The organism is Micromonospora tarensis, from assembly GCF_016803395.1.
Classification (GTDB): Bacteria; Actinomycetota; Actinomycetes; order Mycobacteriales; family Micromonosporaceae; genus Micromonospora; species Micromonospora tarensis.
Window position 1 is genome coordinate 15,572 of record NZ_JAEVHL010000056.1, and the last position, 14,671, is coordinate 30,242.

The 14,671-nt window shown below is 71.2% G+C and carries 11 protein-coding genes and 2 pseudogenes; 5 read left to right on the top strand and 8 right to left on the bottom strand.

The window, feature by feature from the left end; genetic code table 11:
• Positions 1–67 precede the first annotated feature (67 nt).
• The 3 genes from JM949_RS13945 to JM949_RS13955 all read right to left on the bottom strand — a co-directional run bounded on the left by JM949_RS13945 (position 68) and on the right by JM949_RS13955 (position 3,882).
• Positions 68–451 carry a hypothetical protein gene (locus JM949_RS13945; RefSeq protein ID WP_203148919.1) on the bottom strand — a complete coding sequence of 128 codons (384 nt, stop codon included), beginning with the start codon at positions 449–451 and terminating at the stop codon, positions 68–70.
• A gap of 106 nt (positions 452–557) precedes the next feature.
• A complete protein-coding gene (gene clpB / locus JM949_RS13950) occupies positions 558–3,143 on the bottom strand; it encodes an ATP-dependent chaperone ClpB (RefSeq protein WP_203148920.1) in 2,586 nt (861 codons plus the stop codon).
• 85 nt (positions 3,144–3,228) lie between these two features.
• Entirely contained in the window at positions 3,229–3,882 is a 654-nt protein-coding gene (locus JM949_RS13955) for a TetR/AcrR family transcriptional regulator (RefSeq protein WP_203148921.1), read from the bottom strand.
• A 92-nt stretch (positions 3,883–3,974) separates the two neighbouring features.
• Here JM949_RS13955 and JM949_RS13960 point away from each other — a divergent pair, with 92 nt between their 5' ends.
• The 4 genes and pseudogenes from JM949_RS13960 to JM949_RS13975 all read left to right on the top strand — a co-directional run bounded on the left by JM949_RS13960 (position 3,975) and on the right by JM949_RS13975 (position 7,827).
• Positions 3,975–5,111: an epoxide hydrolase family protein gene (locus JM949_RS13960; protein WP_203148922.1), complete on the top strand. Its 1,137-nt coding sequence runs from the start codon at positions 3,975–3,977 to the stop codon at positions 5,109–5,111.
• A 165-nt stretch (positions 5,112–5,276) separates the two neighbouring features.
• A complete protein-coding gene (locus JM949_RS13965; protein ID WP_203148923.1) occupies positions 5,277–5,777 on the top strand; it encodes a cation:proton antiporter regulatory subunit in 501 nt (166 codons plus the stop codon).
• Positions 5,778–5,782: 5 nt separating this feature from the next.
• The gene (locus tag JM949_RS13970; protein ID WP_203148924.1) at positions 5,783–6,997 is read left to right on the top strand and encodes a cation:proton antiporter; all 1,215 of its coding nucleotides are present in this window, start codon (positions 5,783–5,785) and stop codon (positions 6,995–6,997) included.
• Between the two features lie 399 nt (positions 6,998–7,396).
• A pseudogene (locus JM949_RS13975) lies at positions 7,397–7,827 on the top strand (hypothetical protein).
• 133 nt (positions 7,828–7,960) lie between these two features.
• On the opposite strand, the gene JM949_RS13980 reads toward JM949_RS13975, so the two are convergent.
• From JM949_RS13980 to dnaK, 5 genes and pseudogenes are all read right to left on the bottom strand, one after another.
• A complete protein-coding gene (locus JM949_RS13980) occupies positions 7,961–8,155 on the bottom strand; it encodes a hypothetical protein (RefSeq protein WP_203148925.1) in 195 nt (64 codons plus the stop codon).
• A gap of 128 nt (positions 8,156–8,283) precedes the next feature.
• Positions 8,284–8,724, bottom strand: a complete 441-nt coding sequence (locus tag JM949_RS13985; protein ID WP_030332087.1) for a heat shock protein transcriptional repressor HspR — start codon at positions 8,722–8,724, stop codon at positions 8,284–8,286.
• 30 nt (positions 8,725–8,754) lie between these two features.
• On the bottom strand, positions 8,755–9,933 hold the full coding sequence (dnaJ, locus tag JM949_RS13990; RefSeq protein WP_203148926.1) for a molecular chaperone DnaJ: 1,179 nt from the start codon (positions 9,931–9,933) through the stop codon (positions 8,755–8,757).
• 85 nt (positions 9,934–10,018) lie between these two features.
• Positions 10,019–10,774: a nucleotide exchange factor GrpE gene (grpE, locus tag JM949_RS13995; protein WP_203148927.1), complete on the bottom strand. Its 756-nt coding sequence runs from the start codon at positions 10,772–10,774 to the stop codon at positions 10,019–10,021.
• A 48-nt stretch (positions 10,775–10,822) separates the two neighbouring features.
• A pseudogene (gene dnaK, locus JM949_RS14000) lies at positions 10,823–12,681 on the bottom strand (molecular chaperone DnaK).
• 221 nt (positions 12,682–12,902) lie between these two features.
• On the opposite strand from dnaK, the gene JM949_RS14005 reads away from it, so the two are divergent.
• A partial coding sequence (locus JM949_RS14005; RefSeq protein WP_203148928.1) for a GTPase domain-containing protein occupies positions 12,903–14,671 on the top strand: 1,769 nt, incomplete at its 3' end.

Here is a 14,671-nt window from a genome sequence, read left to right on the forward strand (position 1 = left end):
CCGTGACCGACAGCTCAGCTACCGACGGCACCGCTGGCGTCGCCCGTCGTGCCCGGCGGCGCGCCATTCAGGCGGCGGCGAGCCGTTGGCTGGCGTAGTTGCCGAGGGTTTCCCGGTCCATGACGCAGCCGACGAAGGTGGTGAACTCGCTCGGGTCGTTCCGCAGTGCCGTCCAGGCCGCTCGGGCCGCCGCCGGGTCGATCCGCTCCAGCAGCGTGGCCGCGTACGCCCGGCCGGCGGGGGTGCCGTCGGCCAGCACCCGGTCGAGTTGGCGGCGCACCTCTTCGGGATGGTCGTCGAGCGCGGCCGAGATCCGCTCGTACGCCTGGGTCACCGGCAGTGTGGAACCGGCGATCCCGACCCCACCAAAGGCGAGCGTGTCAGCCGTGATCACTTCCTCGACGGCCGCACCGAGCTCCCGCTCCCACTGCTTCTTCCCGAAACCAAACATGCCCCAACCTTTCCCCGCCCACCCCGGGTCGACCCTGTTGATCATGAAGTTATTGCCACGACACGTCGCTCGGCCGGGCGACAACTTCATGATCAACGTCGATGGGTCAGGCGGTTGTCACGGAGAGGGTTTCGGTGGTGCGGTCCACCTTCACCGTGTCGCCGTCGCGGATCTGGCCCGACAGCAGGGCCTTTGCCAGCTGGTCGCCGATCGCGGTCTGGACCAGGCGGCGTAGCGGGCGGGCGCCGTAGATCGGGTCGTAGCCGTGCTCGGCCAGCCACTGACGGGCGGACTCGGTGACGTCCAGTGCCAATCGGCGGTCCGCAAGACGGTTTCGCATCCGGTCCAGCTGGATGTCGACGATGGAGCGCAGATCGTCGCCCCGCAGCGAGGCGAAGACCACGATGTCGTCCAGCCGGTTGAGGAACTCCGGCTTGAAGTGCGACCGGACCACGGCCAGGACACCCTCCCGCCGCTGCTCGTCGGCGAGCGTCAGGTCACCGATCACCGACGACCCGAGGTTGGAGGTGAGGATCAGGATGGCGTTCCGGAAGTCGACCGTACGACCCTGACCGTCGGTGAGTCGGCCGTCGTCGAGCACCTGGAGCAGCACGTCGAAGACGTCCGGGTGGGCCTTCTCCACCTCGTCCAGCAACACCACCGAGTACGGCCGGCGGCGCACCGCCTCGGTGAGCTGACCACCCTCGGTGTAGCCGACGTAGCCGGGCGGCGCACCCACCAGCCGGGCGACCGAGTGCTTCTCGCCGTACTCGCTCATGTCGATCCGGACCATCGCCCGCTCGTCGTCGAAGAGGAACTCGGCGAGCGCCTTGGCCAGCTCGGTCTTGCCGACGCCGGTCGGGCCGAGGAAGAGGAAGCTGCCGGTCGGACGGTCCGGGTCGGCGATACCGGCCCGGGCCCGGCGGACCGCGTCGGAGACCGCACCGACCGCCTCGGCCTGGCCAACCACCCGGCCGCCCAGCGACTCCTCCATCCGGAGCAGCTTGGCCGTCTCGCCTTCCAGCAGCCGGCCGGCGGGGATGCCGGTCCAGGAGGCGACCACCGCGGCGATGTCGTCCGCGCCGACCTCCTCCTTGAGCATCGCGCCGTCGGCCTGGAGCTGGGCCAGCTCCTCCTCGGCCTGGGTCAGCTCGACCTTGAGGGCGGGAATCCGGCCGTAGCGCAGCTCGGCGGCGCGCTCCAACTCGCCGTCCCGCTCGGCCCGCTCGGCCTCGCCGCCCAGGCGCTCCAACTCCTCCTTGGCGGTGGAGAGCTTGGTGATGTGGCTCTTCTCGGTCTGCCAGCGCTCGGAGAGCGCGGTGAGCTGCTCGCGCTTGTCGGCCAACTCCTTGCGGAGCCGCTCCAGCCGTTCGACCGAGGCGGCGTCCGGCTCCTTGGCCAGCGCCATCTCCTCGATCTCCAACCGGCGGACCGCCCGCTCGATCTCGTCCACCTCGACCGGCCGGGAGTCGATCTCCATCCGGAGCCGGGACGCGGACTCGTCGACCAGGTCGATCGCCTTGTCCGGCAGGAACCGGTCGGTGATGTAGCGGTCCGACAGGGTCGCGGCGGCGACCAGCGCGGCGTCGGTGATCCGTACGCCGTGGTGCACCTCGTAGCGCTCCTTGAGCCCACGCAGGATGCCGATGGTGTCCTCGATCGTCGGCTCGCCGACCAGCACCGGCTGGAACCGCCGCTCCAGCGCCGGGTCCTTCTCGATGTGCTCGCGGTACTCGTCCAGCGTGGTGGCGCCGACCATCCGCAGCTCGCCACGGGCCAGCATCGGCTTGAGCATGTTGCCGGCGTCCATCGAGCCCTCGCCCTTGCCGGCACCGACGACTGTGTGCAGCTCGTCGAGGAACGTGATGACCTGCCCGTTGGAGTTCTTGATCTCCTCCAGGACGGACTTCAGCCGCTCCTCGAACTGGCCCCGGTACTGCGCCCCGGCGACCATCGCGCCGAGGTCCAGCGAGATCAGCCTCTTGTCGCGGAGCGACTCGGGCACGTCGCCGGTGACGATCCGCTGGGCGAGGCCCTCGACGATCGCCGTCTTGCCGACGCCGGGCTCGCCGATCAGCACCGGGTTGTTCTTGGTACGCCGGGAGAGCACCTGGATGACGCGACGGATCTCGGAGTCCCGACCGATGACCGGATCGATCTTGCCGTCCCGGGCGCTGGCGGTCAGGTCGACGCCGTACTTGGTCAGCGCCTGGTAGGTCTGCTCGGGATCGGCGGTGGTGACCCGCCGGTCCCCACCGCGCACGGTCGGGAAGGCGGCGACCAGGGCCTCCTCGGTGGCACCGGTCGCCTTCAGCGCGCCGGACACCGCCCCGCCCACCCGGGCCAGGCCGGCGAGCAGGTGTTCGGTGGAGGTGTACTCGTCGCCCAGCGGCCGGGCGATCTGCTCGGCGGCGCCGATGGCGTTGACGAACTCCCGGGCCAGCGTCGGTTCGGCGATGCTGGAGCCCCGCGCGGCGGGAAGGGCGTCGACCGCGCGCTGCGCGGCCTGGCGCAGCTCGGCCGGGTCGGCCCCGACGGCGCGCAGCAGACCGGTGGCGGTCGAGCCGTCGGTGTCCAGGAGTGACAGCAGCAGGTGCCAGGGCTCGACGGTGGCGTGGCCTCGCTGGTTGGCCAGCGCCACGGCGCCGGTGATGGTCTCGCGGCTCTTGGTGGTGAGTCTTTCGGTGTTCATGGGCTCCCCCGGATCGGCGTTGTCCACTGGGTTGGACACAACCAGAGTTGAGCGTATTCCGCTCAACTCTATCGTGTGACGCCCATCACTCCCGGCGCCGCCACCGCCAGTCGAACTCCCCGGCCGCCGGGGGCGGGCCGGGCAGCGGGCCCGCGTCCGGCACCGTCGACAGCCCGGCCAGCAGCACCGCCAGCTGCCGGCGGCGCAGCTCACGGGTGCGCTCCGGATCGGGTACGCGGACCGCGGCACACGACTCCAACAGCAACCCCAGATCCGGCACGACCGCGTCGGAGCGCAGCCGCCCGCTGGCGCGCGCCCGCTCGAACAGCGCCTCGGCCAGCTCGGCGGCGCGCCGCGCGTCCCGGCCCATCTCCTCGGTCGGGGTGAACGTGCCGGCCAGGTGGACGGTGAGCGAGTGCACGTCGGCGTCGACCACCCGGGCCAGGAAGGTGGTGAACGCGGTCCAGTCGTCCGGCCCGGCGAGGGCATCCTCGGCCTCGGCGACGTACCGGCGCAGCCCGTCGTGGCAGAGCTGGCGGAGCAGGTCCTCCTTGCCCGCGTACCGCCGATAGAGCGCGCTGATGCCGACGCCGGCGCGGTCGGCGACGGCGGCGATCGGCGCCTTCGGATCGTCCAGGAAGACCGCGCGGGCGGCGTCGAGGATGACCCCGTCGTTGCGGGCGGCCTGGGCGCGGCGACCAGCCAGCGGCGCGGTGGATTTCTCGGCGGAACTCGGCATGCGTCCATCCTAGCAGTGGAACGGACCATTCCGGTCTGCTACTGTGATTTCAGAGCGAAGCATTCCGTTCCGCTCTGAAGGGGGGAACCGTCATGACCGACACCACGATCCGCCCGTTCCGCGTCGAGATCCCGCAGGCCGCCCTCGACGACCTGGCCGCCCGACTGGACCGCACCAACTGGCCCGCTGCCCTACCGGGCGCTGGCGACGCGTACGGGATCAGCACCGACCGGGTGCAGGCCCTCGCCGGCCACTGGCGGAACGGGTTCGACTGGCGGGCCGTCGAGGACCGGCTGAACGCCCACCCGCAGTTCGTCACCGAGATCGACGGCGACCGCGTCCACTTCCTGCACGTCCGGTCCTCCCGGCCGGACGCCACCCCGCTGGTGCTCACCCACGGCTGGCCCGGCTCGGTGCTGGAATACCTCGACGTGATCGCCCCGCTCACCGAGCCGACGGACCCGGCCGCGCCCGCCTTCCACCTGGTCATCCCATCCCTACCCGGCTTCGCCTTCTCCGGCCCGACCCGCAGCGCCGGCTGGAACCGGCTCCGGATCGCCAGCGCCTGGGCCGAGCTGATGAACCGCCTGGGGTACGACAGCTACGGCGCTGTCGGCAACGACGTCGGCTCGATGATCTCGCCGGAGTTGGGCCGGATCGACAGGGAGCACGTTCGCGGCGTCCACGTCACCCAGCTCTTCTCGTTCCCCTCGGGCGACCCGGCCGAGTTCGTCGGGCTCTCCGAGGCGGACCAGGCGGCGCTCGCCCACCTCCAGTGGTTCTACGAGAACAAGTTCTCCTACAACCAGGTGCACAGCCAGCAGCCGCAGACCCTGGCCTTCGGCTTGACCGACTCGCCGGTGGGGCTGCTCGCCTGGAACGCCCAGCTCTTCGACGAAAGTCTGGACGCCGACTTCGTGCTGGCCAACGTGGCGCTCTACTGGTTCACCGGCACGGCCGCCTCGGCGATCCGGCTCTACTGGGAGGACGCCCACGCCGGCCAGGCACCGGCCGCGCCGACCACCGCGCCGACCGCGGTGGCCATGTTCCCCGGCGACTTCCAGTCCATCCGCCGCTTCGCCGAGCGGGACCACGCCAACATCGTCCGCTGGACGGCGTACCAGACGGACGTCGACGGCCGCGGTGACGTCGGCGGACACTACGCCGCCCACCAGGCCACCGACGTCCTGGTCTCCGACGTCCGCGAGTTCTTCGCCAGCCTCGCCTGACCGGCGCGAGCGCTTGATCAACTCGACTTCCTGGAAGTTGGGGCATCCGGGCGCCTGGGATGGCCCGACTTCATGGAAGCCGAGTGGATCAAGGCGGGATACGGTCAGGTTGAGCGGCGTCACTCCAAGATCTGCCCTTTGTTAACCAAGCGGTAGCCTTGGCGGGTGCGAGTACGTGTCGAGCAGACCGCCCTACCCGGGATCGGGGTACGTCACGATCTGGTGACGGAGTCCGGGCGCCGCCTGGGCGTCGTCTCCCACCGCAACGGCCGCCGTGACCTCGTTTTCTACGACCCCGACGATCCGGACGCCTGCCAGGCGGACATCCCGCTGACGGACGACGAGGCCGAGGCCCTGGCCGACATTCTCGGCGCGTCGCTGATGCTCGGTCAGCTCTCCGGGCTCCGCGAGCAGGCCGCCGGCCTGCTCACCGAGCAGATCGCCATCCCAGCCGGGTCGCGGTACGTCAACCGGAAGCTCGCCGACACCAAGGCGCGTACCCGCACCAGCGCCTCCATCGTGGCGGTGCTGCGCGACGGCGAAGTGATCGTTTCGCCACTCCCCTCCTTCCGCTTCGCGGCCGGCGACGTGGTGGTTGTCGTCGGGACCCGTAGAGGTCTCGACGGCGTCTCCGCCATCCTCGCCGACAGTGACCCGGACGGCTGAGGCGGATGCACGATTCCACCACTCTGCTCGTCGAGGTCGGCGCGCTCCTGCTGCTGCTTGGCGTCCTCGGTCGGCTCAGCCGCCGGGTAGGCCTCTCCCCCATCCCGCTCTACCTGCTCGCCGGGCTGGCGTTCGGGCACGGCGGCCTGCTCCCACTCGCCGCCAGCGAGGAGTTCTTCGCGGTCGGCGCCGAGATCGGCGTCATCCTGCTGCTGGTGATGCTCGGCTTGGAATACTCGGCCAACGAGCTGGTCGGCAACCTACGATCGGCGGCCCCGGCCGGGTTGATCGACGGCGTCTTCAACGCGCTGCCCGGCGCGGCGTTCGCCCTGCTGCTCGGCTGGGACTGGGTGGCCGCCCTGGTGCTCGGCGGCATCACCTGGGTCTCCTCCTCCGGGGTGATCGCCAAGGTCCTCGCCGACCTGGGACGACTAGGTAACCGGGAAACCCCGGTGATCCTCTCGGTCCTGGTGATCGAGGACCTGGCGATGGCGTTCTACCTGCCGCTGGTCACCGCCGTTCTGGCCGGCAGCGGCCTCCTCGGCGGCGGCATCGCACTGGGCGTCGCGGTGGGCACGGTGCTAATCGTGCTGGTGGTCGCCATCCGGTACGGCCACTTCATCTCGGCCGCCCTGTCGGCGAAGGATCCGGAGGCGCTGCTGCTCGGCGTACTCGGCCTGACTCTGCTGGTCGCCGGGATCGCGGCGAAGTTGCAGGTGTCGGCCGCGGTCGGCGCGTTCCTGGTCGGCATCGCGCTCTCCGGTCCGGTGGCGCACCACGCGACCGAGCTGCTCTCCCCACTGCGGGACCTGTTCGCGGCGGTGTTCTTCGTCTTCTTCGGCCTGGTCACCGACCCGTGGGACATCCCGCCGGTGTTGTTGCCGGCGCTCGCGTTGGCGGTGGTCACCATGGCGACGAAGACGCTCACCGGTTACCTCGCGGCCCGTCGGGTCGGCATCGCGGAACCCGGCCGGTGGCGGGCCGGCCTGGCACTCGTACCCCGAGGGGAGTTCTCCATCGTCATCGCCGGGCTCGCGGTGGCCGCCGGGAGCGTCGAGCCGCGGTTGGCGGCACTGGCCGCGACGTACGTCCTGATCACGGTGGTGACCGGGCCGATACTGGCCCGGCTGCCGGACTTCCCGTGGTTCAAGCGGTGGCTGCGCAACCGCGCGGCGGCCCAGCGGCGGGAGCCGGCTCCGGTCGCCGACTCACTGCGCTGAGAGAGGATGTCCACGTCACCGCTGGCCACACCGACCAACTGATCTTCATCCGATCGCGCCTCGAAGAGTGCGACATCTTCGTGGGCGAGCAATTGCGCGGTCCGCTCGACGGCGCGGTCGCGATCCCAATCCACGGGACGGCTACCGGGAGGAGCGAAAAGCCACTCCAGCCCCGTGACGAACTGGGCCTCGGCGCCTGGCTGGAACCGTCGAACGTGGATTGCCATAGGAGCATGATCGGCAGTTCCGTCGATGCAGTCGACCCGCCCATGCCAACGGTTGCGGAATTGCTCCTCATGGGGACTACCGCAGCACCCGGCGGCGGGTTACCGTTTCGCCCCAGCAGCCAGGTCCGCAGGGCAGCCAGTGCCAACGCGGGCGAGAGCGGAAGGTTGGCCGGTGAGCGTGCAGGAGTCGACGTTCCACGGCTTCGCCAACCCCGTCGATCCGACTCCGGCGGAGTTGCGAGCGTGGGCGTACCAGCCCGATTCGGTGCCGTTGGCTTCGATGCCACCCGACTGGGACCTGTTGGTCTCCGGCGACCGACTGGTGCTGACCCTTTTCGAGTTGGCGATGGATCCGACCTGCCGGCCCGGCGCTTTGCGTTGCACTGTCTCTACATCTACGCGGCCGACGGCATTCGGACGAAGTTCCGCGCCCACCCCAAGCGCCGTTTCCGCAAGCTCGTCGAACAGGCCGAGCGTGACGGCGACGAGCTGATGAAGGTCTGGGCGCACAACGGCCGCGTGCTGTTGGCCCGACCGGATCTCTTCGTCTACCGGGACTGGTGTGAGGGCGGCCTGGTCCGCGAAAACCGCCGCCTCGGCTAGCGGGATCAGACGTCCCAACCCACCAGCGTCCCGGCCGACCAGCGTCCCGGCCGACCAGCGTCCCGGCCCGCGAACCGGAACGGCGAACGGGCCGGGACCCCCCGTGGGTCCCGGCCCGCACGTCGGTCACCGGTCAGTCGTGCTTCCGTTCGGTCCCGGGGCGGGCCTCGTCGGCGCCGGGCTCGGCCCGCTCGGCGAACCGCCCCTCTTTGATCCGGTCCCGGAAGGTTCCCTCGGTGACCTTGTCGAACTTGGCCCGGATGGTGTCGGCCAGGTTCTCCAACCGCTCCTCTGTCTGCTGGGCGACCTTCTTCGCCGGCTCCGCCATCGCTCCCCCTCGCCATGCCGGTAGGTCTGAATTAAGCCGGTTGAACCCTTATCGACAGGTTAACCGAGGCGGCCCGGCCCGCGCCGGGAAATCGAAGCGCGGGCCGGGCCGGGAAGGGCAAGGAAGGGTCAGCGGTCGGGCGTACGGCGGGGTCGCCAGACGACCAGCGCGGTGGAGGTGCGGTTGGTCGGCACCAGGTCCCGACCCGGGAAACGGGCCAACGACTCCAGCTCGGCCACCCGGCGGTAGGCGGCGTCCAACTCCGCCTCCAGCCGGGCCACCCGCTGCTGCGCCTGCTCCAGCAGCCGCTCCAGCCCGATGATCCGCTTGACGCCGGCCAGGTTGATCCCGTCGTCCTGGCTGAGCCGCTGCACCTCGCGCAGCAGCACCACGTCCCGAACGCTGTAGCGACGCCCGCCGCCAGCGGCCCGGCCGGGCTGCACCAGCCCCAACCGGTCGTACTGGCGCAGGGTCTGTGGATGCATCCCCGCCATCCGCGCCGCAACGGAGATCATCAGCACCTTGGCCTCGTAGGCAGGGTCACCCGAACCGAGGAACTCGCCCGACATCCCGCTCACCTCCGCGTCCATTCCATCGGACTAGCTGACCCGACGCACCCGCGCGTCGAGATGTTCCCGGGCGGCTGGCGGGCTCTGCTCGGCGAACGCCTCCAGCGCCGTGCGCGCCTCGTCCGACAACCGGGCCGGCACCACCACGTCCAATGTGACCAGCAGGTCACCGACCTGCCCCTCACGACGGACCACACCCTTGCCCCGGGCCCGCAGCACCCGGCCGCTCGGCGTCCCCGGCGGAACCCGCAGGGTCACCGCGCCGTCGAGCGTGGGCACCCGCAGGTCCGTGCCGAGCACGGCCTCCGCGAAGGTGACCGGCACGGTGAGCGTCAGGTCGTCTCCGGTACGCCCGAACAGCTCGTCCGGCCGAACCTTGACGTGCACGAAAAGGTCACCGGCCGGGCCGCCGCGCTCGCCCGGCTCACCACGCCCGGCCAACCGGATGCGCTGGCCGTCGGCCACCCCTGCCGGGAACCGCACGTTCATGGTGCGGGTCTTGGTGACCCCGCCGCTGCCGTGGCACTCGGGGCACTTCTCCTCGACCACGGTGCCGACGCCCTGGCAGTTGCGGCACGGCTCGGAGAAGCTGAACGACCCCTGGTTGCGGTTGGTCACGCCGGCACCATGGCAGACCGGGCAGGTACGCGGCTGGGTGCCGGGCTTTGCCCCGTTGCCGTGGCAGGTGTCACAGACCCCCGGCGCGCGCAGTGTCAGGGGCAGCGTGACCCCGCGCACCGCGTCACCGAAGTCCAACGCGACCTCGGTCTCCACATCGCGGCCCCGGGCCGGACCGCGCGGCGCGGCCGCCCCACCCGCCTGGCCCCCGGTGAAGATCGAGCTGAACAGGTCCTGGAAGCCGGCGCCACCGAAGCGACGATCGCCGCCCCCGCCGCCGAACATGTCGGAGACGTCGAACGGCATGCCGCCCGGCTGGCCCCCGCCCCGGGCGTTGCGCCGGAACGCGCCCGAGCCGAACAGCGAACGCATCTCGTCGTACTCGCGGCGGCGGCCGCTGTCCGACAGCACGTTGTACGCCTCGGACGCGGCCTTGAACCGCTCCTCGGCCTTCGGGTCGCCCGGGTTGTGATCCGGGTGCGACTCCCGGGCCAGCTTGCGGTACGCCTTCTTGATGTCATCCGCGGAGGCGGCCTTGTCCACGCCGAGCACGGCGTAGAAGTCCTTCTCGATCCAGTCCTTCGAACTCACCGGTCCACCTCCTTCCGACCCTGGTGGCCCGGCTGCCCCGCCCACCGCCGCGCGGTGAGCGGGGCAACCCGGTCACTGTCTCGCACTATTCCGGATCCGCGACCGCGACCAGCGCGGGGCGCAGCAGCCGCTCACCGAGCTGGTAGCCGCGTCGCATGACCTGCACGCAGGTCGGCTCGCTGACCTCGGCCGAGGTCTGGTGCGCGACCGCCTCGTGCCGGGTCGGGTCGAACGGATCGCCCTGCTCGCCGAAGGCGTTCAGGCCGAACTTGCCCAGCGCGGTGGTGAGCTGGTCCGCCACCGTGCCGAACGGCCCGACCAGGTCCCCGTGTTCCCGGGCCCGGTCCAGGTCGTCCAGGATCGGCAACAGCGCGGCCAACACCGAGCCGGTCGCCTGCTCCTGCACCAGGCTGCGGTCCCGGTCGACCCGCTTGCGGTAGTTGGCGTACTCCGCCGACACCCGCTGCACGTCCCGGGTCCGCTCGTCGAGCTCGGCCCGGAGCGCCTCCAGCTCGGCGCCGAGCGGGGTGCCCGTGCCGCCGTCCACCGGCTGCGCCGGGGCGTCCACCACCGCCGGACCGGACGGCTCCGGACCGTCGGTCGAGTTGACCTCGACCTCGACCTCGTCGACCACCACCTCGGCGTCCTCCACCAGGCCCTCGGCCGGCACGCCGGTCTCCGCGTCGGCGGCGGTGCCCTCCGGCTCGGAGGTGTCGAGCAGCTTGCGGTTGTTGCGGATGACGACCCGTTCCCCGTCGCCGATGGTCGGCTCCGTGGGCGCGGAGCCACCCGGCGTCGACCCGGTGTCGCCCGGGTCGGCGGCTCGTGGCTTCTGCGTCATGCGGCTACCTCATCCCCTTCGCCGTGGACACGTGTCGGAGGCCGACGGTCACTTCTTGCCGTCCTCGTCCACGATCTCGGCGTCGACCACGTCGTCGGCGCCACCGGCCTGCGGGCCGCCGCGCCGGTCGCACCCGGGCCGGGCTCGCCACCCGGCTGCTGCCCCTGCTCGGCCTGCTGCGAGTACAGCAGCGAACCGGCCTGCTGGGAGACCTGCGCCAGCTTCTCGTGCGCGGACTTGATCTTGTCGATGTCCTGACCGCCGAGGGCGCCGCGCAGCTCGCCGAGCGCCTCGTTGAGCTGCTCACGGTTCTCGGTGGGCAGCTTGTCGCCGCTCTCGGCGAGGAACTTCTCGGTCTGCCACTGGAGTGCCTCGGCCACGTTGCGGGTCTCGGCGTCGTCGCGGCGGCGCTTGTCCTCCTCCGCGTGCTCCTCGGCGTCCCGGCGCATCCGCTCGATGTCGTCCTTCGGCAGCGAGGAGCCGCCGGTGATCGTCATCTTCTGTTCCTTGCCGGTGCCCAGGTCCTTGGCGTGCACGTTGACGATGCCGTTGGCGTCGATGTCGAAGGCGACCTCGATCTGCGGCACGCCACGCGGCGCCGGCGGAAGGCCGGTCAGCTCGAAGGTGCCGAGCTTCTTGTTGTAGGCGGCGATCTCCCGCTCACCCTGGAACACCTGGATCAGCACCGACGGCTGGTTGTCGTCCGCCGTGGTGAAGACCTCGGAGCGCTTGGTCGGGATGGTGGTGTTGCGCTCGATCAGCTTGGTGAAGATGCCGCCCTTGGTCTCGATGCCCAGGCTCAGCGGGGTCACGTCGAGCAGCAGGACGTCCTTGACCTCACCCTTGAGCACACCGGCCTGGAGGGCGGCGCCGACGGCGACCACCTCGTCCGGGTTGACGCCCTTGTTGGGGTCGCGGCCGGTGAGCTGCTTGACCAGGTCGGTCACGGCGGGCATCCGGGTCGAACCACCGACCAGGATGACGTGCTCGACGTCCGAGATCTTGATCCCGGCGTCCTTCACGGCCTGCTCGAACGGGCCCTTGCAACGGTCCAGCAGGTCCTGCGTCATCCGCTGGAACTCGGCACGGCTGAGCGTGACGTCGAGGTGCAGCGGGCCGGCCGCGCCGGCGGTGATGTACGGCAGGTTGATGTTGGTGGTGGTGGCGGCGGACAGCTCGATCTTGGCCTTCTCGGCGGCCTCACGGAGCCGCTGGAGGGCCATCTTGTCCTGGCCGAGGTCGATGCCGTGCTCACCACGGAACGTCTTGACCAGGTGGTCGATGATCCGCTGGTCCCAGTCGTCACCACCGAGGTGGTTGTCACCGCTGGTCGACTTGACCTCGATGACACCCTCGGCCAGCTCCAGCAGCGACACGTCGAAGGTGCCGCCGCCGAGGTCGAAGACCAGGACGGTCTGCTCCTTGGAGCCCTTGTCCAGCCCGTACGCCAGGGCGGCCGCGGTCGGCTCGTTGACGATCCGCAGCACGTTGAAGCCGGCGATCTCACCGGCCTCCTTGGTGGCCTGGCGCTGGCTGTCGTTGAAGTAGGCCGGAACGGTGATCACCGCGTCGGTGATCTGCTCGCCCAGGTACGCCTCGGCGTCCCGCTTGAGCTTCATCAGCGTCCGGGCCGAGATCTCCTGCGGGGTGTACTTCTTGCCGTCGATGTCGACTGACCAGTTCGTGCCGACCTCGCGCTTGACCGACCGGATGGTCCGGTCCGGGTTGGTCACCGCCTGACGCTTGGCGACCTCGCCGACGAGCACCTCGCCGTTGCGGGCGAACGCGACGATCGACGGAGTCGTCCGCGACCCCTCAGCGTTGGCGATGACGGTGGGCTCACCGCCCTCGAGAACGCTGACGCAGGAGTTCGTCGTGCCGAGGTCGATACCGACCGCACGTGCCATGTTCGCTTCCTCGCTTCGTAAGGTTGTGCAGGTGACGGGCGTCGCCCGTGGGCTGCCTGGCGAGCACCGCCCGCAGCGGGCCCCACCACAAGTTGAGTGAACTTGACTCAATAGTGCCACGCGTTGGCGAATCGTCAAGTTGGGTTGAGTCAACCCGACGCAACCCAGCCGTTATTACCGTCCGGTTGTCTTCCCTTGCATCGGTCGGGCACGCTTTAGCGGTGACGACGCACGGCGATTCCGCCACCCGTTCCGGCGCGCCCGCCGTCGCAGCCCGCACCAGCCCGCCGGACGCCGCGGAGGAGCCCCCCGCCACCACCGGGGACGACAGCCTCCCCGGCGCACTGTCGGGCCTCCGGGAGGCGATCGGCGCGACCCGGTACCCCCTCGCGCTGCCCTCGGCCAGCCCTGCCCGGCAGAGCGCCACCGCCCTCACCGACCAGCTCGACGACTACCTGCTGCCCCGGCTCGCCCGGCTGGACGCCCCGCTGCTGGTGGTGGTCGGCGGCTCCACCGGGGCGGGCAAGTCGACCCTGGTCAACAGCCTGGTCAAGGCCCGGGTCAGCGCCGCCGGCGTGCTCCGGCCGACCACCCGCTCCCCGGTGCTGGTCTGCAACCCGTCCGACGCGGCCTGGTTCCGACAGGGCGACCTGCTGCCCGGGCTGACCCGCACCACCGAGCCGAGCGAAGATCCCCGCGCGCTGCACCTCGTCACCGCCCCGGCCCTGCCCGCCGGGCTGGCCTTCCTCGACGCGCCCGACATCGACTCGGTGGTCGACGCCAACCGGGCCCTCGCCACCCAACTGCTGGCCGCCGCCGACCTGTGGCTCTTCGTCACCACCGCCGCCCGGTACGCCGACGCGGTGCCCTGGGAACTACTGCGCAGTGCCCGGGCACGCGGCGCGGTGATCGCCATGGTGCTGGACCGGGTGCCCGCCGAGGCCACCGACGAGATCGCCGCACACCTGACCGAGATGCTCGCCGAACAGGCGCTCGACCAGGCGCCGCTGTTCGTGCTGCCGGAGACCTGGACCGACGGTCAGGGGCTGCTGCCCGAGGGGGTGACCGCACCGCTTGCCGACTGGTTCGCCCGGTTGGCCGCGGACGCGGACGCCCGGGCGGCGGTGGTCCGCCAGACGCTCGACGGCGCGCTGGCCGCGCTCCACCCCGTCGTCGAGGACCTGGCCGACTCCGCCGACGAGCAGGTCGCCGCCGCCGACGGGCTGGACGAACGGGTCCGGGCCGCGTACCGGGGCGCCGAACGCACCGTCGAGCAGGGGCTCCAGGACGGCCGGCTGCTCCGGGGCGAGGTGCTCGCCCGCTGGCAGGAGTTCGTCGGCACCGGCGAGTTGTTCCGCACCCTGGAGGCTCGGATCGGCCGCCTCCGGGACCGGGTGGTGGCCGCCGTCACCGGTCGGCCGGCACCCGCCGCCGAGCTGCGCAACGCCATCGAGTCGCAACTGGTGACACTGCTGCGTGGGGTGGCCTCGGAGGCCGCCGAATCGGCGTACACGGCGTGGAGGGCGCACCCGGCCGGGGCCGGGCTGCTCGACCCGGCGCTCGCCCATCCGGGCGACGACTTCGCGGACCGTGCCGAGCGCCTGGTCCGGGACTGGCAGCGCGGGGTGCTGGAGCTGGTCCGGGTCGAGGGCGGCGACAAGCGGTTCGTCGCCCGCACCGCCGCGTACGCGGTGAACGCCACCGGGCTGGCCGTGATGATCGCCGTCTTCGCCTCCACCGCGTTCATCCCGACCGGGCTGGAGGTGGCCACCGGGGCCGGCACCACTGTCGCCGCACAGGCCGTACTCCAGGCGATCTTCGGTGACCAGGCGGTGCGTACCCTTGCCGCCAAGGCCCGCGCCGACCTGCTGGACCGGGTGCGGGCGCTGCTCGACGCGGAGGCCGACCGCTTCCTGAGCCGCACCGCCGACGCCCGCCCCGCCGTGGACGCGGCGACCGGCTGCCGCCGGGCCGCCGGCCGGGTCGAGCT

What these genes read in the sequence shown, in the direction of transcription:
- JM949_RS13960 (WP_203148922.1), top strand. Translation starts at nt 3,975, where the DNA reads ATGACCGACACCACGATCCGCCCGTTCCGCGTCGAGATCCCGCAGGCC.
- JM949_RS13945 (WP_203148919.1), bottom strand. Translation starts at nt 451, where the DNA reads ATGTTTGGTTTCGGGAAGAAGCAGTGGGAGCGGGAGCTCGGTGCGGCC.
- JM949_RS13985 (WP_030332087.1), bottom strand. Translation starts at nt 8,724, where the DNA reads ATGTCGGGCGAGTTCCTCGGTTCGGGTGACCCTGCCTACGAGGCCAAG.
- JM949_RS13955 (WP_203148921.1), bottom strand. Translation starts at nt 3,882, where the DNA reads ATGCCGAGTTCCGCCGAGAAATCCACCGCGCCGCTGGCTGGTCGCCGC.
- JM949_RS13980 (WP_203148925.1), bottom strand. Translation starts at nt 8,155, where the DNA reads ATGGCGGAGCCGGCGAAGAAGGTCGCCCAGCAGACAGAGGAGCGGTTG.
- JM949_RS13970 (WP_203148924.1), top strand. Translation starts at nt 5,783, where the DNA reads ATGCACGATTCCACCACTCTGCTCGTCGAGGTCGGCGCGCTCCTGCTG.
- grpE (WP_203148927.1), bottom strand. Translation starts at nt 10,774, where the DNA reads ATGACGCAGAAGCCACGAGCCGCCGACCCGGGCGACACCGGGTCGACG.
- clpB (WP_203148920.1), bottom strand. Translation starts at nt 3,143, where the DNA reads ATGAACACCGAAAGACTCACCACCAAGAGCCGCGAGACCATCACCGGC.